This window comes from Shewanella hanedai (genome assembly GCF_007197645.1).
GTDB classification, from domain to species: domain Bacteria; phylum Pseudomonadota; class Gammaproteobacteria; order Enterobacterales; family Shewanellaceae; genus Shewanella; species Shewanella hanedai.
The window spans coordinates 1-21,384 of sequence record NZ_VKGK01000058.1; the positions used below are offsets into that span (position 1 = coordinate 1).

General features: G+C 44.2%; 17 protein-coding genes. 3 read left to right on the plus strand and 14 right to left on the minus strand.

What is annotated here, in order from left to right:
* Positions 1-313: 313 nt before the first annotated feature.
* From FN961_RS25150 to FN961_RS25170, 5 genes are all read right to left on the minus strand, one after another.
* The gene (locus tag FN961_RS25150; protein ID WP_144042891.1) at positions 314-2,158 is read right to left on the minus strand and encodes a hypothetical protein; all 1,845 of its coding nucleotides are present in this window, start codon (positions 2,156-2,158) and stop codon (positions 314-316) included.
* Positions 2,159-2,567: 409 nt separating this feature from the next.
* Complete coding sequence (locus FN961_RS25155) at positions 2,568-3,275, minus strand: hypothetical protein (protein WP_144042892.1); 708 nt, start codon at positions 3,273-3,275, stop codon at positions 2,568-2,570.
* Positions 3,268-4,371 (minus strand): ComEC/Rec2 family competence protein, encoded by a 1,104-nt coding sequence (locus tag FN961_RS25160; protein WP_144042893.1) that lies wholly within the window; start codon positions 4,369-4,371, stop codon positions 3,268-3,270. Before FN961_RS25160 ends, FN961_RS25155 begins: the two co-directional genes overlap by 8 nt.
* Before the next feature lie 1,417 nt (positions 4,372-5,788).
* Complete coding sequence (locus tag FN961_RS25165; RefSeq protein WP_229814811.1) at positions 5,789-6,838, minus strand: DUF2955 domain-containing protein; 1,050 nt, start codon at positions 6,836-6,838, stop codon at positions 5,789-5,791.
* 76 nt (positions 6,839-6,914) lie between these two features.
* On the minus strand, positions 6,915-7,982 hold the full coding sequence (locus tag FN961_RS25170; RefSeq protein WP_144042895.1) for an HlyD family secretion protein: 1,068 nt from the start codon (positions 7,980-7,982) through the stop codon (positions 6,915-6,917).
* A gap of 100 nt (positions 7,983-8,082) precedes the next feature.
* On the opposite strand from FN961_RS25170, the gene FN961_RS25175 reads away from it, so the two are divergent.
* Complete coding sequence (locus FN961_RS25175) at positions 8,083-8,967, plus strand: LysR family transcriptional regulator (RefSeq protein WP_144042896.1); 885 nt, start codon at positions 8,083-8,085, stop codon at positions 8,965-8,967.
* 295 nt (positions 8,968-9,262) lie between these two features.
* Here FN961_RS25175 and FN961_RS25180 read toward each other — a convergent pair whose 3' ends face one another.
* On the minus strand, positions 9,263-10,126 hold the full coding sequence (locus FN961_RS25180; protein ID WP_144042897.1) for a LysR family transcriptional regulator: 864 nt from the start codon (positions 10,124-10,126) through the stop codon (positions 9,263-9,265).
* 100 nt (positions 10,127-10,226) lie between these two features.
* On the opposite strand from FN961_RS25180, the gene FN961_RS25185 reads away from it, so the two are divergent.
* Positions 10,227-10,472 carry a DUF2798 domain-containing protein gene (locus tag FN961_RS25185; RefSeq protein ID WP_144042898.1) on the plus strand — a complete coding sequence of 82 codons (246 nt, stop codon included), beginning with the start codon at positions 10,227-10,229 and terminating at the stop codon, positions 10,470-10,472.
* Positions 10,473-10,515: 43 nt separating this feature from the next.
* On the opposite strand, the gene FN961_RS25190 is transcribed toward FN961_RS25185, so the two are convergent.
* Positions 10,516-10,839, minus strand: a complete 324-nt coding sequence (locus tag FN961_RS25190) for a winged helix-turn-helix transcriptional regulator (RefSeq protein WP_144042899.1) — start codon at positions 10,837-10,839, stop codon at positions 10,516-10,518.
* 185 nt (positions 10,840-11,024) lie between these two features.
* Between FN961_RS25190 and FN961_RS25195 the strand changes: the two genes are divergently transcribed.
* Positions 11,025-11,693, plus strand: a complete 669-nt coding sequence (locus FN961_RS25195; protein ID WP_144042900.1) for a cupin domain-containing protein — start codon at positions 11,025-11,027, stop codon at positions 11,691-11,693.
* A 31-nt stretch (positions 11,694-11,724) separates the two neighbouring features.
* Here the strand turns inward: FN961_RS25195 and FN961_RS25200 are convergent, their stop codons facing one another.
* The 7 genes from FN961_RS25200 to FN961_RS25230 form a co-directional block, all read right to left on the minus strand.
* Positions 11,725-12,723 carry a LacI family DNA-binding transcriptional regulator gene (locus FN961_RS25200; protein ID WP_144042901.1) on the minus strand — a complete coding sequence of 333 codons (999 nt, stop codon included), beginning with the start codon at positions 12,721-12,723 and terminating at the stop codon, positions 11,725-11,727.
* 87 nt (positions 12,724-12,810) lie between these two features.
* Positions 12,811-13,725 carry a ribokinase gene (gene rbsK / locus FN961_RS25205; protein ID WP_144042902.1) on the minus strand — a complete coding sequence of 305 codons (915 nt, stop codon included), beginning with the start codon at positions 13,723-13,725 and terminating at the stop codon, positions 12,811-12,813.
* Between the two features lie 144 nt (positions 13,726-13,869).
* Positions 13,870-14,748, minus strand: a complete 879-nt coding sequence (gene rbsB / locus FN961_RS25210) for a ribose ABC transporter substrate-binding protein RbsB (protein ID WP_144042903.1) — start codon at positions 14,746-14,748, stop codon at positions 13,870-13,872.
* Between the two features lie 48 nt (positions 14,749-14,796).
* Positions 14,797-15,768: a ribose ABC transporter permease gene (gene rbsC / locus FN961_RS25215; protein WP_144042904.1), complete on the minus strand. Its 972-nt coding sequence runs from the start codon at positions 15,766-15,768 to the stop codon at positions 14,797-14,799.
* A gap of 16 nt (positions 15,769-15,784) precedes the next feature.
* The gene (gene rbsA / locus FN961_RS25220) at positions 15,785-17,269 is read right to left on the minus strand and encodes a ribose ABC transporter ATP-binding protein RbsA (protein ID WP_144042905.1); all 1,485 of its coding nucleotides are present in this window, start codon (positions 17,267-17,269) and stop codon (positions 15,785-15,787) included.
* Positions 17,266-17,688, minus strand: coding sequence for a D-ribose pyranase (rbsD, locus tag FN961_RS25225; RefSeq protein WP_144042906.1), 423 nt, complete (start codon positions 17,686-17,688; stop codon positions 17,266-17,268). The genes rbsA and rbsD overlap by 4 nt, the downstream gene beginning before the upstream one ends.
* 324 nt (positions 17,689-18,012) lie before the next feature.
* The gene (locus tag FN961_RS25230) at positions 18,013-20,376 is read right to left on the minus strand and encodes a hypothetical protein (protein ID WP_144042907.1); all 2,364 of its coding nucleotides are present in this window, start codon (positions 20,374-20,376) and stop codon (positions 18,013-18,015) included.
* Positions 20,377-21,384 lie beyond the last annotated feature (1,008 nt).

Consider the following 21,384-nt stretch of genomic DNA (forward strand, 5'->3'; position numbering starts at 1 on the left):
TTTCTGCATCGATTAAAATCCGGCGAGCTGAAGTCATAGAAGCTACCTCATAGAAAACTAAAGCAAGATAACTTAAAGCCTAGTAAGAGATAGCTCAAAAGACAAAAGATATGGCTGTCCTGCCTTTTTTCCCTGCCTTTTCTTCCTAGGCTCTCGCTCATAAGCACAGTCACCAAAGGTGACTATTCGCCTTGCATCTCCCCTTGCCGCCCCGTTGGAAATCCTTCTGAAAAGCGAAGGATTTCCAACGGGGTTATTGTCGCTTTAGGCGGCGTTTGGAGTAGTTGAGAGATATGACTATCCTGTCTTTCGTTTATATATTCCTTGCTATTAAATCTGCTTTTAACAGGCCACCTTTTGTAAGCAACTTTGCTGAAAACTTGGGATTTCGTCTTGCTTTGTATGCATCATAGATCTTCTTTAATCCCTCGGCCTCAAGTAATGAAATATTGACTTCAGTGTCCATCTCAGCACTCTCAATAAAATCAGCAGAGAAGCTCGGAGCGATGATTAAAACCTGAGCAACACGCTTACCTTGATTTTCACAGCGGCTTACATATGACTTTACTTGTCTTGATGTAGTCGAATACTTAGCAAAATCACCATTCTTACAAGTTTTCGCCTCGCCAATAATTACATCATCATCACTCAACGAAATGATAATGTCAGCTTGATCTTTAGCTGTATTAATTGATTTACGCAGATCTTCATCAACAACCAAATTAAGCGTTTCAAAAATTTCTTTTGTTATCTCTTCAAATTTTACGCCAATTTCAGCTTCAGAAATCTCAATAGCTGCATTTTTCAAGCTTGCTAAATCTCTTCTCGCTAGCGCAGAGTAATTTTCAATTAACTTATCATTTGCATTAGAAAATGATTCTAAGATTAGTTGCCTTGGATTTCCTCGTTTTGATAACGCCATTTTGTCACGAACAGCTTTAATTTGATCATTATCCAAGAGGTATAGAATATCGACAGGTGTAATGCTCAAGGACCGTAGCTTATCAGTATCAATATCTTCATTATCCTCTAGCTCAAACTCTGCTCTAAGTAACTTATCTAACTTAGGAAAATGTATCAGTAAAGTCGCATACAACTCCTTAAATCCTGCTGCGCTTAATACATTGAACTCATCGTTTGCAGATTGATTTAAAGTGGATAGAATTACATCAATTCTATCCTCAAGGGTTGTACCAATTTTATCTACATTTAAATCTAGTTCGGAAATTAGAGTTTTTAATCTCTCTTTTCTTTGATTCTGAGTTTCATTAGAAGCAAAAATATCACGTTGAAGCATGTAACGAATAGGGACTCTCGAATGAATAATCTCACGAACTTTCTCTGAGCGCTCTATACCTCTAACCTTTTTTCCATAGTGCTTTAAAACATTTGAAAGTTCAGCATCACTAAAACTTCGCAGAACTCTTAATGTATGCTTATCAGCCAACTCTTTTCCTTGAAGCTCATTTAATATAGTTACGACTTCATCAGCAATGAGAACCTCTGAACGTTTACGATTTATAAATAACACTCCCATCTCTCTTAGTGCATTTAAACCATCAAGCGCATTATTCTGCGGAACAGGGTTAATCAAATGTTCAATTGCGGCAGCTTCATCCATTGAAATATTTAATTTATCAGCAAGTGTATTTAAAATACTTCTTTCATCATCTGTAATTCTCGCTTCTCTATTTATTTTTTGGTCATTGAGAAACGCAACACTCACACAGTCATGATAGATACTCAACAACTTCCCTCTACAGAAGTCATCAGAGTTTCTACTCAACTCTATCTCTTCTTGCAGCACTTTAGATGACTTCTTTAATTGATCCCACTCTTTACTATATAAAGATTCAACCCACGAAGTTCTCGCAACACTATTCCCATCTCTAGTTAAGATGTTGATTAAAAGCCCTATCTGGGCACCAGACATATCAATTTGCTCTTGAATCGCAGCTTTGAAATGTGATGACACTAAAGAAAAAAGTATTGTTATCTCACTTCCTGAAGCATTTTTTATCAGGCCATCTATTTTACCAACTGACTTAGCCAGCTTTTTATCATCCGGTATTGCACTTGTACATAGTTTATCTAAACAAGAAATAAATTTGGATTTTTCGACCTGATTGATACTTGAAAGGACTTGGGCTAATTTCATTATTTATCTCTGTTTTTTCTAGATGAAGTAGTTTTGAACGATAGATTTTTAATTCACCTATCATATATGTATCTTATAATATATACGCTTATGTGGAAGTAGTAATGAAGATAAGATACAAGTTAAAGAATCTAATCATAGTTATTGTTCGTGTTTCTGGCATGCCTCATTTAGTTTATCCGTCAGCTAATCTTTGCCGCAGAGGTAAACCATTCTGATAAACTATTTATTATATGATAAAAAGGCGCTGTTTCTGCATCATCTATTGCCTTAGGAATCACATCCGGTAAGCTTAGAATGATATAGAAGCTATTCCATACCATTCTTCATAATAAAGAGCCAAGTCAGATAACTTAAAGCCTAGTAAGGGATAGCTCAAAAGACAAAAGATATGCCTGCCCTGTCTTTACTATGCATTTATAGCCTCTATCAAGTTTCTACTATATGCATCAGCTACAGTTTTCACCCAGTCTCTGCTGACAACGAATGAAAATATAAAAATATATGTGACTAAAAATAATCCTATTGCTATTTGAACTTCAGATAATGAACGGTTTTCTAAGCTTGGTAAAAGTATAATGACTATTGATATTAATGCAGAGAATATGCAATGCCGTCTAACACCGAATAGATTTCTACGAAATCCATAGTTTATATTTTCTTTAAAAACTAAAGGGTACTTTTTTACATCGCGAGTTTTACCACGCAAAAAATCTGACCAGGCTGCATATATTTCATCAGCCTTTTCAGAGTTGTCATTTTCAAAATCTACTGAAGGTGCTGCTATTTTAGACTTACTTTCAAGAACCGAGTGATACTTAAGTTTGGCTGGAGGAGATATATATTTATCGCTATGACGTAAAATTGCTACAGATGGAGTACCTCCCCAATTTTTAAAAAGAGTAGGTTCAAGCTTTTTCCCTCTATCTCGAGCCAGATGAGATAGAAACTGTATACCTCCTATAGCCGCAGCTAATGCCACAAATCCCGACAGAGTAGAGTATACCTTTGGGAATGTAATAGACATTCCCACCATTAAGGGAAATAAGCATATTAAAGCAGGATAAAGCCGCGCTTTTCTTTCATATGGGTCAGTAATTTTAGCTAAGTCAATCATCTTCAACATCCGTATAAAATGGAAGTGGTTCAGCTTTAGACCAGCCTCGATCAGGCGTGCCACTAGTGTAATAGTACTTAGTAGAACCTTGTGTTGCTACTACCTCGCCGCCTCTTCTTTTAAAAGCATTTACAACTCTTTTATTAGGATGCTTAGGCTCGCCTTCTTTGGCAGCAGAAACAAATGCAGTAAATGTTGTAGAAGAGTCTATTAGCTTTGGTGTACCAACAAGTCGATTGAGAACCGTCGGTCCAATATTTCTTTTACTTCCATGATGCGGTACTTGAACAAACGAAAAGCTTTGCAAATCATGACCTAAAGCCTCTATTTTATCTGCTGCTTCGGTTAATGCCAGAGTTCCTGAATCTGCTGTAAAGAGGATCTTTTTTCCGTCAAAGTTAAAGAAGCTTATAACACTTGAATTATTTTCGCTTGATGTGGCATCAGCAGCAGGATCCACGAGTTTCTCATCATCCCACTCCTCCGATATCCAGTTGATTGCCTTCATTGCTGCATCCATCGCACGTTTCAGCAAACTACTCTCTTCAATACTATCTTCCGTGACTTCATTTATAGATCTGAAGTTAATAACTTGATTTAGATAAAAGTCACCAGATGGTCCGACGATATCTAGATATGGAATATTGTGGTCATTGCTATCAGAAAATGGGTGGTGAACCGGAATTCCATTTTCGATGGCATACTCATAAATTTTGTAAGCATAAGGATGTCCATCAATAAGCCTTTGGCGCATGCTTTCCTTCGTAATTCTTCCATCAGTAACACTTTCAAAAAAGTGATCAACATAATCCCAAGGGCAATGCATTAATAATTTCTTTACTGTCAATTCATCAAATACTTTAGATAATCCAGAGGCGTGATCTTGATCTGGATGTGTACATATTACAAAATCTACAACCACGGTATTGTAATGAGTTTTTATGTGTTCACATAAGCTCTCACCTGAACTCTGAGTTCCTCCGTCAATTACACCTACATGCCATGAAGCCCCATCATCATCGGAGTAACGCAAGCATATAGCGTCACCTGAGGAAGACCCTTCACCAACTGGTAAAAAATCAATTTCGTATTCCATTTGCATTCCTTAATTTGTTTGCATAACAACTTATTGATTAGCAGCACTGATAAATTGTTATCAGTGCTGCATTTATAAATATTATCGATGCGTCTTGATAATGTTCCGCCACACCGTAACTATTGCTTTAAAATGCCAAGCCAAAAGCATGACACCTATATCTTTTCTTAACCCACTAAACCTTAGATTTCAGGCAGGCTACCGCCTTTGGTTTCGCTACCACAGTGCGTTTTTGTCTGTTTCTGCTCTACTCGCTTTCACCGTGAGCACAGCATTCGTCTTAGCTTCTTCAGCTTCAGCCTTAAAAAGACAGTAAGGAAACTATACACTTGCGTACATTATTATTTATGATTTATATCAATATGTTACACTTTGACACATGAGCTGATACATCATCCTGATGCAAATGTCCTCCAATGCTGTGATAGCGCTGGGGTTCATCCTTGTTGTACTTGTTAGCATTCGTTCAGCTATAGCTATATAGCCCTACTCTTTGTGCTTGTTTTCGGGAGTCAATATAGCGTTCGGTATACCAGATGTCGAACACTATTTTAACTTTTACCTTACATATTAATCACTTAAAACAACCTAAGATCAGTTTGTTATTTCAAACTTTGAACAGCTGATGGTGTTAGGCACTTTAAAACAAATTGAGATACAGTCATTAACCGCAGCATCAAGCGAGAAAGCAGAGTTTAAACTTGCACCTTTTCACTCGTAACTCACAGCCGCCCTTCTCAGCTTTTACCACCAAGACAAAGCTCTTCACCACGGCGAATATGGCAAAGCCATGTGCTAATGAGCGAGAGCTAGGGATGGCGAACTGGCCGTTAAACAGGGATGTTGTTGGTACACGGAGGGCCACGGAGAAGTGCAAAAAACTGAAGTGATAAGGTCATTTAAATTTTTATCTCTTGAATGTATAGCAGCGCCCTAGCAGTGAGCCTGCGAACGACCTCGAAGCGCAGCGTCCTAGCAGGGCGAAGCCTGCCCTTCTTCGCTTTACAACAGACAGGACACCCATATATTTTTACACCATAAACTTCCTTTGATTTACCTCCAGCTTTTCTCCGTGAACTCCGTGTAGCGTAGCCTCCGTGGTGAGAATGCTCTTTGCTTCTTCCTTAATACCGCAAGCTAAAAGCTATCACCACGGAGAACACGGAGGGCCACGGAGAAGAGCAAAAAACTGAAGCCTTTATCTCTTGAATTTATAGCAGCCCGCCCTGCATTGCTTAAATTCAAAAGAATGGATCCCGGAACAAGCCCGGGATGGCGGCAATGGAAAATGCTCAGTGTTGCTTTTACTGTAAGTGAAGCGTTCCTGTAGCCGCAGGCTATTCCGTGAGCAGCGCGTTCCGTACTCAAGTGAGTCGCCCGCGACGTTAGTCTCAGCTTTTTCTAGCAGCGAAGCGCCCTAGCAGCTCAAAGGCTTGGCTTTGATAATTCGAACAAGGAAATGATGAATGATCCAAATCGCTAACGAGGTGCAGATGACCGCAACGACAATGGAGCTGAAGCGATAGCAGATGGAGAAGAAGGCATCTTGTTGTTCGGGAATAAACGATGTGGTCAGTGGCACCGTTAACGCTGACATGGCAGAAAAACCGATACCTGCTTTGATATTTCCTAAGGCTAACCAGCGGCAAAAAATCCACGCGGCAATTGCGTAAGCGAGCAAGAACAGTAACGCGTTATTAGACCAAGTATATAGGGTCAGCTGGATCAACATGCCCGCGAAGCAACCGAGGAAAGTGCCGATGATGCGGATTTTGGCTACCGCTAATGATCCAATCAACGTCATTGGCGTCAGTACGATAAATATTGATGCCTGCGCTGACAGCGAGTCATTTAAATCTGCAACTTGGAACAGAATAAATGCCGCCATTGCAATCAACCAGCCTAATAATGCCTGACGCACCATGCCGAGGTGATCTTTACGCTGATTATCGACATGGGAGCGGCTTTTTGTTGCAGCAGGTTCAGCGGTAAGTGCCAAGGGCGAGCTTATTTTTGGCTCCGGAAATAGATAAAGCGCTAAGGCAACAATGGGCGCGGTGACTAATGTTGATGCAATCAGTCCCATCACGAACTCTTCAAGATCGAATCCATTGAAACTGGCGAAATTAAGCAAAATAGAGCCAATTAATAGCCCGATATAGCCGAACAGATAGGTGCTTTTATGGGTCATCGCGACACATTTAAACATCAACATGAGTCCTACCGCTAAGGTCATAAGCAGAGGGTAAGGCTGTAAAAAGCCTACGATTAGGGTGACTTGAATACACACCCACGCCACAGCGATGATCAGTTGCATGATAATGCCGCTATTCCAGCGATCGATTTGAGTCAGTACGAACATTGGTAACAATGCGGCAAATAGCCCGTACCACCAGCCAAATACTAGCGTCACGGCCAAGCCTGCCACACAGCCGAACCATATACGCTGGGTTTTTCTTAACGTCACTACATTCAAAAGAGGAGTTCCTTGGCGCTAGGTAAGGTTAATAGATATCGTTAGTAGATATAGCTAGTAGATATGGCTAGTAAATATAGTGCAGTAAACTCACCAAGTTAATTTGAGCTTTACCTAACCATGCCCATAGCCAGTTATCTCTGGGATAGAGCACAACCGTCGCGCGCGAACCAATAAACAGTTGCTTAGGTAATGCAGTGTCACTGACTAGATTAACCCGCACGCGCTGTGCATCACGCACCCAGCGGTTGTTCGTGACTATGTTGGTCAATTTACCGTTTGGGCTTTGTTGGGCAGCCGCCACACCAAAATCACGACTCTGTATTTCCAAGCCATAGACCTCGCCAGGAAAAGCATCGAAAGCCACCAATGCCGTGGTTTCCTCATCTAGTAGTGCCACCGCTTTTTCACGAAAATCTGCCACTATCCATAATGAACCTGTTGGAATAAAAGTCATTAAGGGCTGGTTAGCACTGGCCGTGCTGCCGACTTCTAATTGCAGATTGGTGATCACCCCATCACTTGGGGCAATTATTTGCATGTGTGACAAATTGAGCTCTGCTTGCTTTAAGCTGTTTTCAGCGGCGCGTACCATGCTGCTCTGCCCCGGTGTAGCGCCTAACTGCACGCGAAGTGCTCGCAGCTCTTGCTCAGCGGCATGTAGGTTCGATAGCGATACATTGTTATTGGCCAGTGAGCTATCAAGCAGCGAAGCTGAAACCAGTTTTTTACCGGCGAGTTGTCGAATGCGTTGATATTCGCTGCTGGCATTATTGTATGCTGCCTGATTTGTCGCCACCTTAGCTTCACCCGCTTCAGCTTTGGCGTATAGTGCGGTTTCTTGCTCGTGGGCTTGCTCTAGTGCCACGTTTGCCTTGTTGACTGCCAGTTGGTATGTGCGCTTATCGATCGTAAAAAGGCTATCCCCCTTCTTGACCTGCTGATTATTGTCAATCAACACCTCGGTGACCGTACCACTGATTTCAGGTGCTATCTGAATCACATACCCTTGTACTCGACTCTCAGTCGTTAGCGGAGCATGACGATCGGCAACCACAATGTAGCCAATAAGAAGGATAAAAAGAAGAATGAGACTTTGCATCCAACGGCGAAAAGCATGTTCAGCGGTTTGCATTAAACGGTCCACGGAGATCTGAAAGGGACGTTATTATAGAAACAGTTGATTAGATTAAGTAGAATGTGAAATAAGACGCTTACAACCTACAGGTAGGACAATGAAGCAAAGTATGGATGATCTATACCTGTTTGTACTCACGGTTCGACATGGTGGGATCAGCGCAGCAGCGAAACATTACTCTCTACAGCGTTCTAAAGTGAGTCGGCGCTTACAAGAGCTTGAAAAAGCCTTAGGTTGTCAGCTATTAATACGCACCACACGCAAAATTGAATTAACTGAAAATGGTCGTTTGCTCTATGAGCAAATTAGTCAGCCCCTCACTAGCGTTTCTCAGGCTGCGAACTTACTGACAAATCAACATCACTCATTGCAAGGCACATTACGCATCGCCGTGCCTGCAGCACTTATCACATCCAACCTGTTTACCTCTTTATTGGAGGATTATCTCGAACGCTTTCCCGATGTATTACTCGATGTGGTTAACAGTCAGGAGAGTCTCGATTTAAGACGTGAAAATATCGATATGCAGCTTTTACCTAAAGGGGTAAAAGTGACCAATGAGGATTATGTCCAGCAAACCTTATTGCGGTTTCCCAGCTGCTTAGTTGCCTCTGCCGATTACCTGCATAGTCACGCTAAGATCACTGAGCTATCTCACCTCTATGAGCATCCGATTATGGTGAGCCGATACAACATGACTGCCCTACCAGACGATTTGAAGATCAGGCTCTGTTCCGATGATTTAGGATTAATACAGCACATGGCAGCCTCAGGTAAAGGCGTGGCCTTGTTACCCGTATCTTTACTCCAAGGTGCATTAGAATCCGGTGAACTGGTGGCGGTTCTGCCTAAGGAAAAATTCACGGATATCAAATTAACCTTAATCTATCCATCACGTGAATTTTTGCCTGAGAAAACCCGAGCCTTAATACAGCTATTACGATCAAGATTTACCGAATCGAATATCAAACATTCGGTTTAACTGGCTTTAGGCTAACCATGAGTAACGAGTAATTTTTGATAGCCATCCCAGTGTTCTTTCCTCAGTTAAATCAGCGGAAGCATAGAGCTCAGTCGTAGGAATGATCTTTGCTTCTTCTCTTATGCTGCAAGCTATTCACCACAGAGAACACGGACGGCCACGAAGAAGAGCAACAGTAACAACCAAAGCCTTTCTCATGATCTTATCGCAGCGCAGCGCCCTAGCAGTGAGCCTGCGAACGACCTCGCGGGCACGAAGTGCCGTCCTAGCAGGGCGAAGCCCGTCCTTCTTAGCTTTATGGCATTGCCTCAATGAGCCGTTCAATCAATATGGTCAGTGCTTTAGGTTGGAATTTTCGCTGTTTGTACACCAAATAAGATTGCCTAGGCGGGAACTGGTAATCAGCAAAAATCTCGATGACATCCATCTCAGGGGTTATTAAGTGGTAGGGCAAGGTCGCAGCGCCGAGTCCTTTAATTGTGGCATGAAGTACTTGCCCAATATCGTTGACCTGCAAACGAGGGTGAATGTGGATCTGCTTTAACGTTTGAGTTTGATCTGTGTAAGTGATGCTCTTTTGATCTTCCAATCGAATCCTGTCCAATTGATCGAGTTGAGTGACTGCATTTTTGTCCCAATAAGATTTCGCGACAAATACGCCATGCTCTGCGAAAAAGAGTGGCCGTGCGACCATCTCTTCAGCTCGGGTGATGTCGAAAGTGAGCACCAAATCTCGATCTGTTTCTGGCAAGGCATCTTCTGCACATAGGTTGATTTCAATGGAGGTTTGTGGAAACTCCAATAAGAAGTCGGTAATTAATTCTCGAACATAGAAGTTGTAAAATCGATAGGGCAAAGACAAGCGAATATTCCCTGCCACCGCTTCAATGTTTTCACTTAGTTGGTGACAGTGGCTTTCTAGTGCGGTGAATTGGTTTTCTAACAGCTGGTAATAATGTTGTCCTGTTTCGGTCGGGACAAGCTCTCTTCCTTTCTTCTCTAACAAGCGCACACCGAGCTTTTCTTCCATTAACGATACACGACGTGACACTGTCGAAACTGGTAGGCCTAATGCTTTAGCCGCCGCTTGTTGAGAACCTAGTTGCACCACTTTGCAAAAAAGGAACAGGTCGTCAATAGTTCCAAATATGGAATCCATGCTTTTAAAATTCACTATTTTCTATCATTAATGAAATCAATATACTCAATCTATTCTCAACAGTCACAGTAAATATGACAATAAAATAGGGGGAGTATTGATGAGTAGAAAACAATTTTGGGTATCAGCACTGATCTCTTCGATCACCATGGCACTGATAATGTCAGGCACCATTTCGGCCATCAGAATGGGGGAGATAAGTTCAAAGTGGGTGCTAGTATGGCTCGACAGTTTTACCATCGCATGGCCGGTTGCACTGCTTGCTAACCTGACTGTCTTACCAAAAATTCGACAACTTGCGGCATGGTTATGTCGAGATAAAAAGACTCACACCACCACAGCATGAGGCTACTCTGACTCGACGGATTCAGCTTTTTTAGACTTACTTCTTATTGCGCTCTTTGGATCTCATCTTGTAGCTCTTTGAGTGCATCCAATATGGTCATAAACTTTGCGCCAAACGGAGTTACCTCGTATTCCACACGTGGCGGGCTCTCCGGATAAACAACCTTCTTTAATATCCCGAACTCCACATTGCGCTTCAGGCATTGATTAATCACCTTAGTGGTCAAGCCGTCAACACTGCGAACCATCTCACCGGGTCGATTAATATTCTGCGCCAGAAGTTGATACACGGTTAATGACCATTTGCAGCCAACGATGGTCTCAACCATGCGCGCACTTTCACTTGGACCTATGATTCTATCTTGCATGATTATATTAATTTCTCTTTAAAAGTCATAAAGATGTACCGTTAAGTTCCTAGTGAACCAATTTGTACTTACTGTTTTCACTGTGCGACGAAGTATATAATTGTTATCACTTTACAGGGTTAGCTAATACGTTTCATCTGCTAGCGATAAGGAAGAGTTCAAAATAAGATAAGGAAAGGTGACATATGAAGCAGCTCAAACCAAATCTAAATATGGATTTTTCCAAAAAAGTCGTCATTGATACCAATCAACAACCATGGCTTCCAAGCCCGCTTAAAGGGGTTACCCGTAAACCTCTAGCTCGAGAAGAGTTAGAGAGCGGCCACGCCACTAGCATAGTAAGGTATGAAGCGGGTTCACATTTCAGTAGACACACCCATCCGATGGGAGAGGAGATATTGGTACTCGAAGGCACTTTTTCCGATGAAAATGGCGATTTTGGCCCAGGTACTTACATTCGCAACCCACCGGGAAGCCGTCATAGCCCCTTTAGTACTGACGGTTGCACTATCTTCGTTAAATTGAATCAATTCGATGCCAATGATCTTCAACAAGTACGAGTCGATACCCATTCAACGCCTTGGCAACAAGGAATTGGTGGGCTTGAAGTGATGTCACTCCATGACTTTGAAGGTCAACACACAGCCTTGGTCAAATGGCCTAAAAATGAGACATTTAAGCCTCATCGACACTTTGGCGGCGAAGAGATACTAGTACTTTCAGGGCAGTTTGAAGATGAGTTTGGACAATATCCCGCGAATACTTGGATACGCAGCCCCCATATGAGCGAGCATCATCCTTTTGTCAAAGAGGAGACCGTCATCTTAGTCAAAGTTGGGCAGTTGCTACTCTAGTCATTCCTGATTAGTCATTAACCACTAACGATTAAGCCAAGTTTACAGCAACTGAATCTCGAGTAATTAAGGTCGGCGTTAACAAGGTGCGCTGCCCTTCACTCTCTGGCGTTTCCATTCGTGCAAGTAGCATGGCAATAGCTTGTTCAGCCATCAGCTCTAACGGCTGACGCATCGTTGTTAGTGGTGGATTGAAATACTTGGCACCTGGAATGTCGTCATAACCTATCACCGACAGATCCTTTGGAACGATCAGCCCATGTTCGCCCGCAACACGTATCGCACCCATGGCCATTAAATCATTGGAGGCAAATATAGAGGTCACTTTCTTTTGCTGCTTAAGCAACTCTGTCATGGCCGTTACGCCACCTTCGTAAGTGAACTCACCGGATTGGATCCAGCTTTCATCGACTTCAACATACGCTTCGGCCATTGCACGGCGATACCCTGCAATACGGTTTTGACTATTGGACTTTTCCAGTGGCCCAGCCAATAACCCAATACACCGATGACCCGCCTGTAATAGGTACTTGGTCGCCATGTACCCACCCTGCTCAGAATCATCGAGAATACGATCATAACCAGCACGATCTGGCCCAGAGTCCATCATGACCATCGGCATAGTGCCGTAGGATGAGACCGGTAACTGACGTGCATCAGAGCTCATCATCAACATGCCGTCAACCCGTCGCTGACTTAACATGCTCATGTAATCTTTAGCCCGCTCAATATTACCTTGGGTATTACACAAGATAAGGTTGTAGCCATGACGATAAGCCACTTGATCGACCCATTGGATCAGGTCGGCATAAAATGGGTTATTGGAATCGGTCACCAGCATGCCCAATACTCGACTGCTACCCCCTTTAAGGCTACGCGCAACGGTATTAGGCACATAGTTAAGCTGCATCACAGCGTCCTCGACCTTAGCTTTGCCTTCTGCTGAGACAAAACGAGTCTTGTTGAGCACGTGAGATACTGTGGTGGTAGAGACACCCGCCAATTTGGCGACGTCGCGAATGGTGGCCATGCAATGAGACTCCTATCAAAAATGAATATTACAGATTACGGGTGACAGCTTAATGGATAACATACCTAGATAGCTAAATTAATAGGGCTAAAGTAATAGGGTTAGTGCTTCACTGCGAGTAGGAATAGAGCTTTGAGCTCCCATCCTTGTCACAGACAAAGCCGCAGCAGCTTGACCAAAACGCACCGCCTCAAGTGCCGATTTACCTTCGAGTAAGGCAGTCACGAAACCGCCGTTAAAGGTATCGCCCGCGGCGGTGGTATCGACTGCATCAACCGTAAAGCCAGCAATGTGCATGCCCTCACCTTTGTGCGACAACCAAACGCCTCGTTTACCTAGCGTGATCAGCACCATTTCGATACCAAATTGGCTATGGAGATGATTCGCCGCAAGTCCAGCATCGGACAGCTCATTGATTGCGATGCCCGTTAACAGTTCAGCCTCACTCTCATTAGGCGTAATGGTATCAACGTGACGCAGTAATTCCTCTGGCAACGCCTTTGCGGGGGCTGGGTTTAATACCACTTTCACTCCTGCAGACTTGGCCACTTTAGCCGCTGTAACCAGCGTTTGAATCGGCGTTTCAAGCTGAAGTAAAAGCAGTTCAGAGGCTTCGATTGTTCCTTGATGTTCCGCCAACACAGCTTCAGTTAGGGCGCCATTTGCACCGGGCCAGATGCCGATGCGGTTTTCACCTGAATCTTCGACGTAGATCATCGCCAGTCCGGTATTTTCATCGGCAATGGTGGTGATACCGTCGATATTAATGCCCACATCCGCCAGCCCACGCTTCATCTGCTCACCGATTGCATCACTGCCGACACAGCCAATCATCGCCACATCAGCACCCAGTTTAGCCGCCGCTACCGCTTGATTGGCTCCCTTGCCACCGGCGACAATTTGGTAATGCTTAGCTTCGATAGTTTGCCCGCCACATGGCGCTGCGCTGACTTGCATAACATGATCTACGTTAATGCTGCCCAATACGGATAATTTGGCCATCTGAGTCTCTCTTTCTTAATGTGGTAAACGGCTTGATTAAGGAGCTTGTTGATCAGTTTTGATAACTCACCAACCCTAAGCCGTGCAGCAAGGGGCGAATAATCGACCCTTATGTATTTTTAAAATGGTGAATGGCTAATGATATCAGTTCACAATAATTTGCAGTGGTACTGGCTGAAACTCAGCAATCACTTCGCCATTGAGCAGCTTAACCGCGGCTTCAACGCCCATGGCGCCGATAAGTTCTGGTTGCTGGGCGACAGTGGCATTTAACAGGCCACGTTTAACCGCAGCAATGCCTTCATCGGTTCCATCAAAACCTACAATAATAATCTCTTTACCCGCCCCACGAACGGCTCGTAACGCACCCAGTGCCATCTCATCGTTCTGAGCAAATATGGCTTGTACATCAGGCTTTGAAGCCAGTAAATTCTCAGTCACATTCAAGCCTTTAGTGCGGTCAAAATCAGCAGGTTGTGATGCTTGAAGGTCGAAACCATGAGCAGCCACAGCAAGCGCAAAACCTTGGCCACGATCGCGGGAAGCTGAAGCACCAGCCACACCTTCTAGCTGAACAACTTTAGCACCTTTACCAAGCTTTTCGGCAATGAAGTCACCAGCAAGTTGACCACCAGCGACATTGTCAGACGCGATATGCGACACGACTTTTCCTCGCGTCACACCACGATCGAGTGTCACCAAAGGGATACCTGCTCGATTGACCATACGAGCCGCATTCGATGCGGCATCGGAATCTGTTGGATTCAATAAAATGGCTTTCACCTGACGAGTGGTCAAATCTTCAATATTACTCAGCTCTTTAGAAGGATCGTTCTGAGAATCAAGGACAATAAGTTTATAACCCAGTTCATCGGCTTTCTGTTCAGCGCCCTCTTTCATCGAAACAAAGAAGGGATTGTTCAGCGTTGACACCACTAAGGCCAAGGTGTCTTTTGCCATAACTGGAGCGGCAATGCCTAAGGTTAAAACCAATGCCGTTGTGCAAGTGAGAAGCTTGTTCATTTTAGTCACCTTCATGGATTATTTATATGTGAGTCAATTATTTGGTTTTTACGCGTTAGCCTTGCGATCAGCCAATACCGCCAGCAAGATAACCCCAGCCTTAGCGATCATCTGGTAATAGGAAGATACATCCAGCAGGTTCAATGCATTGTTAAGAAAGCCAATGATCAGAGCGCCCACTAAGGTACCCCAGATAAAACCACGCCCACCCGCCAAAGAAGCCCCGCCGACAACAACAGCCGCAATAGCATCAAGCTCGTAAGAGGTACCCGCAGTCGGTTGAGCTGAGGATAAACGCGAAGTCACAATCAAACCTGCCAGCGCCGCCATGGTGCCAGAGAGGGCGTAGACAGCGATTTTAACTCGGTCGACATTGATACCAGACAAGCGCGCTGCTGATTCGTTACCACCAATTGCATAGATATAACGGCCCAAACGGGTATGAGTCAGCAATGCCCAGATAAGTACAAAGGTGATGAGCATTAACCAAACTGGCACAGGTACGCCAGCCATCCAGCCAGTGCCGATAAACGCAAAGCTGTCAGCGGTATCAGTAAAACCAGTTGAGATTGGACGACCTTCGGTATACACCATGGTCAAGCCACGGATCGCGGTCATAGTGACCAGTGTGGCGATAAACGCCTGTACTTTGCCTTTAGATATTAACAGACCATTCATGGCTCCCAGTGCGCCGCCAAGCAGTAAAGTCAGCGGTAAAGCCACGATGAGTGGCAGTTCTGCACTCACCATCGATGCACCGAGTGCCCCCGTTAGTGCCAGTATGGCACCGACTGAAAGGTCGATACCTGCCGTCAAAATCACTAAGGTCATGCCGACAGCGATAATGGCGTTCACCGAAGTCTGACGCAGAATATTCATCAGGTTGCCCGTGGTGAAGAACTGATCGTTCAACAAAGAGGCCACCACTATCAAGACTAAAAGCGCGATCAGGGCTTTTTGTTGCTTGAGCCATTCAAACATTTTTAGACCAGTGAGGTTATTCGTTACAGTTTGATTCATTGTTATTATTCTCTAATCAGTGTTTGCCAATGGCCGCAGCCAAGAGTTGTTCCTGAGTCACGTTAGTCGCGTCGAATTCACCACTAATACAACCATCCTTCATCACCATAATTCGGTCGCTCATTCCCATCACTTCCGGCATATCAGAAGAGACGAGGATGATGCTCATCCCCTCTTGCTTAAACTGGTTTATCAGTTCGTAAATCTCTCTTTTGGCACCCACATCAACCCCACGAGTGGGCTCATCTAGAATCAGTACCTTAGGTTTAGCCATCAGCCCTTTAGCTATCGCTGCTTTTTGTTGGTTACCACCAGAAAGCTTGCCTATTGGTTGGTCTAGTGAGGGAGTTTTTACATTGAATGCGTCTTTAAAATAGGTCGCTTGTGCATGCTCTTTGTCGGCATTAATCGCGCCCATATAGGAAAGTGCCGTGAGTGAACTCAGGCTCATGTTCTGCTTTACTGACATTCCCAGTACTAAGCCGTCACCTTTACGGTCTTCGGAAATATACGCAATGCCTGCTTTAATCCCTTCACTCGGATGCACTGGGTGTATCGGTTCGCCATACAACTCCACCACACCACGGATTCGCTTCACATCCCCGAACAACACACGCATCAATTCTGAACGTCCCGCGCCCATCAGCCCGTTGAAGCCCAGAATTTCACCTTCATGTAGGTCGAAACTAATATCATTAATTCCCTTACCTGAAAGGTTACGCACCGTCATCGATATCTGGCCAGATTGGTGATCAACACGAGGATAGAGATCTTGTAACTTGCGGCCTACCATCAGTTCAATCAGGCTTTCTTCATTCAGATCTGAGGTGGCGGATTCGGCAACAAACTGACCATCTCGCATCACAGTGACGCGATCGCAAATAGTAAAGATTTCCTGCAATCGATGGGAGATATAAACGATACCAACGCCTTCTTGGCGTAGCTCACGGATGACATTAAACAGGCTCTGTGTTTCGGGCTCGGTTAACGCATCTGTAGGCTCATCCATGACGATGATGTTGGAGTCAAATGACAACGCCTTGGCGATTTCGACCATCTGCTGCTCACCCAGAGGCAAGTTACCCATCTTCTCACGACTGCTACGTTGCACGTTTAAGCGAGCAAGTAAGGCATCGGCGTCATCGAACATCTTGGTCCAATCAATAAAGCCCAACGCTTTTTGCGGTTCACGCCCTAAGAAGATATTTTCGGCAATAGAGAGGTTATCAATCAGGTTTAACTCCTGATGTATGATGCTGATCCCTGCCGCTTGGGACTGACGCGGCCCATTGAATGTCACTGGTTCACCGTTTAAGGTGATTTGACCCGCGTCGGCCTGATAAATCCCCGTCATCACCTTCATCATGGTCGATTTACCCGCGCCGTTCTCCCCCATCAGCGCCATCACTTGACCGGGATAAACGTTTAATTGAGCACCGTCTAACGCCTTGACACCTGGGAAGGATTTTTCAATACCTGTCAGACTCAGCAGTGCTTTCATTTGAACACCACACCTGCCTGCAAAATGATGTTGGCGTATGGCGTGCACTCACCAGTGCGAACCACAGCACGACTCTTGGCTGTTTGCACCTTAAAGGCTTCATGGCTAACAGCAGTAATCTTAATGGGCTGGGATTGCTCTTTGCCTATCTGTTCCAGCACCTGCATCAGCTGCGCGTGCATATCTGCGCTATGGATCAACATCTCTTGAGCGATGACCACTGATTCAATTTGTAGCTCAGTGGCCACAATTTTAAGGGTGTCGATAAAAGCAGGAACACCATGGGTCAAGGCAAGATCGATACGCTCGCAAGACGCAGGTATCGGTAATCCCGCATCCCCTAAGGTGATCTCATCGGTATGAGCTGACAGAGCAATAACTCGAGCTAAATCACTGTTAAGCAGTGCGCCTTTTCTCATATCACTGACCTTATTAGAATAATGAACCAACAAGCGCAAACGTTTGCGCAAACGATTGCCTGATATTAATGTGTCATTAAAACAATTTCTATAAGGTAAAGACGATCAAGATCACAGATCCGAAATAGTTAACAACAGGCAAGCCGTTAAGCCACATTAGTTCATCATTAACCCAACTATATTAACTAACTATGAGCTTGCTACCCATGTTAACTAAGGCTTATTCACCCATCGTAATTTGTTGGTAAATCTGTCACTGATTCAAGCAAAAAAAACGCCGAACATAAGTTCGGCGTTTAGGTATTATACCAATCAGTATAAAGATTAAGGACAGAAGAAGCGCACCTCATAGTCAAAGCAGACACCATCAGGCTGATCTGCATTTCGACACACCAATCCACCGTTAGCTGACAAGGTCGAGAAAATCTCTCCCGTTTGAGTGGCCGGAATAGTGGTGCCTCGACGACGCGCTTGGAAGTTCCACGGGTTAGCACAAACTGCAGGGTGTGCAGCACGACTTTCCCAATCACCCGAACCACCTGGATCATCTCTATCAAGCCACTGTGTCCAAGACGCGGGGACTCGGCCCATTTCATCCATGATGTCATTGCGATTATTGTCACGCCTTTGGTCCATAAAATTCATACCTCCGGTATGACATTCTCGGGCCATAATACCCATATCGTTACCCAGTCCAAGCCAGCCTTCCCCCACACTCACAACACCATCATCAGCTCCAGGAATAATCCATGATCCAGCGTTACACTTCCAACGCCAAAACTGCAGTGACTCCCACCAGTTGCTTGGCATACCGTGAGTGGTGCGGTAATAAAAGGTTCGTTGCTGGCTGTTGAAGGGAAGCATAATCGCCCAAGGAATGCTGCTGGCTGTGGTTAACGACCATTGCGCCTGACAGTCATCAATATTAAAGATATCGTTAATCATGCCTGCTCCACTACCCACGTACAGATCCATCAATAACGAACCTTGATATGGCGTACCGACAGTTTGGATGGGCCTAGGAGCGGGCGAGTTATCCAAGCCAGTGAAGTAATAGCTTTGCATATGTACTGCAGCCTGACCGCCTTGGGAGTGGGCGACCACAGAGAACCAATCACGAAATGCTGCATTAGATTGCAGGGCTAACTCGATGGCAAAATCATTACGCCCCATACTGGTGATAGGGCTGTTGTATTCGACAGTCGGCCCATCATTGAAACGCCACTGCTGCCAAGTACTTGTGTTGCTGCACCACCCGTGCACCAACATAATGCCATTGGCAGCGAGGTTAACACTCTCTTGAGCTCCTTGGGCATTATTAACAGGAACTGTAATGTCATTTTTACCCAGCAGCATTTCATCGTTTATTTCAACTGCTGACGCTTTGATGCTCTCTTGTTCAGGAAACGCTGATACTGGTACAAAAAGGTCAGTTTTGCTGTCCAGTAGCAAGTAAGTATTAGGATCTAGCAAACGGATATTTCTGAACTCGAACCCTTGCTGCCCATGGGTTTCTGCCAGTGCAAACCAGCGGGAATCCAGCGCTACTGTGACACTGTTACCAATACTGGTTTCATGAACTGACGTGATCGTATTGATAGTTGAAACTGGCTTGCCATCACGCCAGATCTCCGCATAAAACACCAACAACGCTTTATCAGCGACCCCTTCAATGCCGATATCCACACTCAATCTATTTTCATCAAGTACTTTGGTACGGCTGGCAGAGGTTAATTGAGCCTCAGAACCCAACACAGGGAAGCCATAGTAGCCGGTACGTTGAATCACATCACCGTTACTCACGGTGGCACTAAATTCCACTTCTAATCGATAATCACCCGCAGCTAACTTAGGAATCGTAGTACTAATCTCACCTTCGGGAGAGATGCTAACCTCGTATTCTTGAAGCTCTTTTGACTTGAGTTTGTTTGGCTTGACCGCGTTAGTATCAACGGCACCTCGAGATGTAAATTCTGCTGGCTCTGTATTACTAAACAAAAATGCCCTTGCATCTAGCGCTTCAATCTCAGCGCGCTTAATCACCGAGTAAGGCGCGGATTTTTGCCCCCCCTCTTGTTCAGAGTTTGGCACTCTCAACTCAAATAAAAACCTGTTCGGCTGGCTCGACAATGAGACTTGATCCGCATCCCATATAGCTAAGTTTACGCCCTGCTCATAGCTAACCAATACGTTGGCGTTAGTAGCCTCAGTACTTAAGCCGTTAAGTTTAATCTGCCATCGCCCCAAAATATTGGCATTGCGATTAATAGAGATAGTGCGCACCGCAGTGGCTTCACTCACCTCAACATGACTGCTGAGTTCAACACAGTCAGGACCTGCACAAGTGATCTCTCCCCCCTGAATTCGATATCGATTTCCTGCGGGGCTAAGCAATTCAACGTTACTGAATACTTGACCCTGCATCGTTTCTAGCAAAGAGAATCCATGTATATCATTGATAAAGAAGTCACCCGTCCAGTCTTCACCAACGGTGTTTTCCAACGGTAACAGGTATAAATTTGATTGACTGGCCGCGGTAGATAAGTTGCTTAATAGATCACGCTTAATGAAAATCTCTTCAGCGCTCCCCATATTTGATTTAACGGGCAAGGTAGTACTCGATATCGCGATTCCAGAGATGGAACACAAGCTAATGCCAAATAGACTGGCTAAGGTTAATTTTTTCAAAACATACCATCCTTAATATAAAAACTGAAAATCCTTTCAAATAACCGACAAGCCTCTCCAACATGAAGGCGGAGAGTTTTAGCATCAAAAAATGAAACTAAAGCGTGCTAAGTATCTAGAAAAATACCAACGGGATGAATTTATACTCTGCTGCAAAATTGATGGATATAGTAAAAATGACCCAACACAGCTCAAGGAAGATAAAAGTTATTACTAAACAATGAGTAATAGAAAGTTAAAGATGAAATAATAGATAATGACAGATAGAGATATAAGAATTATCCGCATTGATGGTTTATGTGTCATAACGCTTTGGCGACAGTTAATACCAATCAGTATAAACATTTGATCGCTCAGCGAGAGTTTAGCGGTCCTGAGGCAAGGTCATTAATTGCTCCTCGGCTCTAGCATCCTCGGTAACTGCTCCTGCGTTACTCTACCTCCTGAATCCATTCAGTCGTGCTTCGCCCTACCTCCTATATCCATATAGTCGTGCATTAATGACATTCACCACATCTGACCTCCACGGATGGAGGAAATGTCTTAAGTATGTCGGGAACATACAAGACCATGTGGTTTGCTACGAGTGAAGAGCATAGTGAAACTAGGGTTAAGCTCACTTTTGTTCATTAAGAATCACAGGATCAGAACCACTAAAACTCGCCTGTAAGGAGTGTTTTTGGTTGCCTATTTCTGCGTTGAATGAACTCATAAGGGAACAACCATTATGTCATCCATTCGCCTTGAATTAGTTTGCCAAAAAACACTCTGAGTCTGACGAATCCCCACAAAAAGAGATGAATAAATAATGAGATAGGTGAAATAGTGAGGAACATTCATGGCATTTGGTGATCAAATTTATCGCCAAACAAAAATTACCACGAGTACACGAGTAAATGCCATGAATGCAAAGCAAGTTTTATCAAAATGCCTCACTCTTGTCACCCCATTAATGCACAAAATTCGTCGACAAAGCTTGTTTTCAGCAATTGAAAGCTCAATGAATGG

Bases quoted from the DNA above. Each gene is read 5' to 3' on its own strand.
- rbsD (WP_144042906.1), bottom strand. From the start codon at position 17,688: ATGAGAAAAGGCGCACTGCTTAACAGTGATTTAGCTCGAGTTATTGCT.
- FN961_RS25170 (WP_144042895.1), bottom strand. From the start codon at position 7,982: ATGCAAACCGCTGAACATGCTTTTCGCCGTTGGATGCAAAGTCTCATT.
- rbsC (WP_144042904.1), bottom strand. From the start codon at position 15,768: ATGAATCAAACTGTAACGAATAACCTCACTGGTCTAAAAATGTTTGAA.
- FN961_RS25185 (WP_144042898.1), top strand. From the start codon at position 10,227: ATGAGTAGAAAACAATTTTGGGTATCAGCACTGATCTCTTCGATCACC.
- FN961_RS25195 (WP_144042900.1), top strand. From the start codon at position 11,025: ATGAAGCAGCTCAAACCAAATCTAAATATGGATTTTTCCAAAAAAGTC.
- rbsA (WP_144042905.1), bottom strand. From the start codon at position 17,269: ATGAAAGCACTGCTGAGTCTGACAGGTATTGAAAAATCCTTCCCAGGT.
- FN961_RS25150 (WP_144042891.1), bottom strand. From the start codon at position 2,158: ATGAAATTAGCCCAAGTCCTTTCAAGTATCAATCAGGTCGAAAAATCC.
- FN961_RS25200 (WP_144042901.1), bottom strand. From the start codon at position 12,723: ATGGCCACCATTCGCGACGTCGCCAAATTGGCGGGTGTCTCTACCACC.
- FN961_RS25160 (WP_144042893.1), bottom strand. From the start codon at position 4,371: ATGGAATACGAAATTGATTTTTTACCAGTTGGTGAAGGGTCTTCCTCA.
- rbsB (WP_144042903.1), bottom strand. From the start codon at position 14,748: ATGAACAAGCTTCTCACTTGCACAACGGCATTGGTTTTAACCTTAGGC.
- FN961_RS25180 (WP_144042897.1), bottom strand. From the start codon at position 10,126: ATGGATTCCATATTTGGAACTATTGACGACCTGTTCCTTTTTTGCAAA.
- FN961_RS25175 (WP_144042896.1), top strand. From the start codon at position 8,083: ATGAAGCAAAGTATGGATGATCTATACCTGTTTGTACTCACGGTTCGA.
- rbsK (WP_144042902.1), bottom strand. From the start codon at position 13,725: ATGGCCAAATTATCCGTATTGGGCAGCATTAACGTAGATCATGTTATG.
- FN961_RS25190 (WP_144042899.1), bottom strand. From the start codon at position 10,839: ATGCAAGATAGAATCATAGGTCCAAGTGAAAGTGCGCGCATGGTTGAG.
- FN961_RS25155 (WP_144042892.1), bottom strand. From the start codon at position 3,275: ATGATTGACTTAGCTAAAATTACTGACCCATATGAAAGAAAAGCGCGG.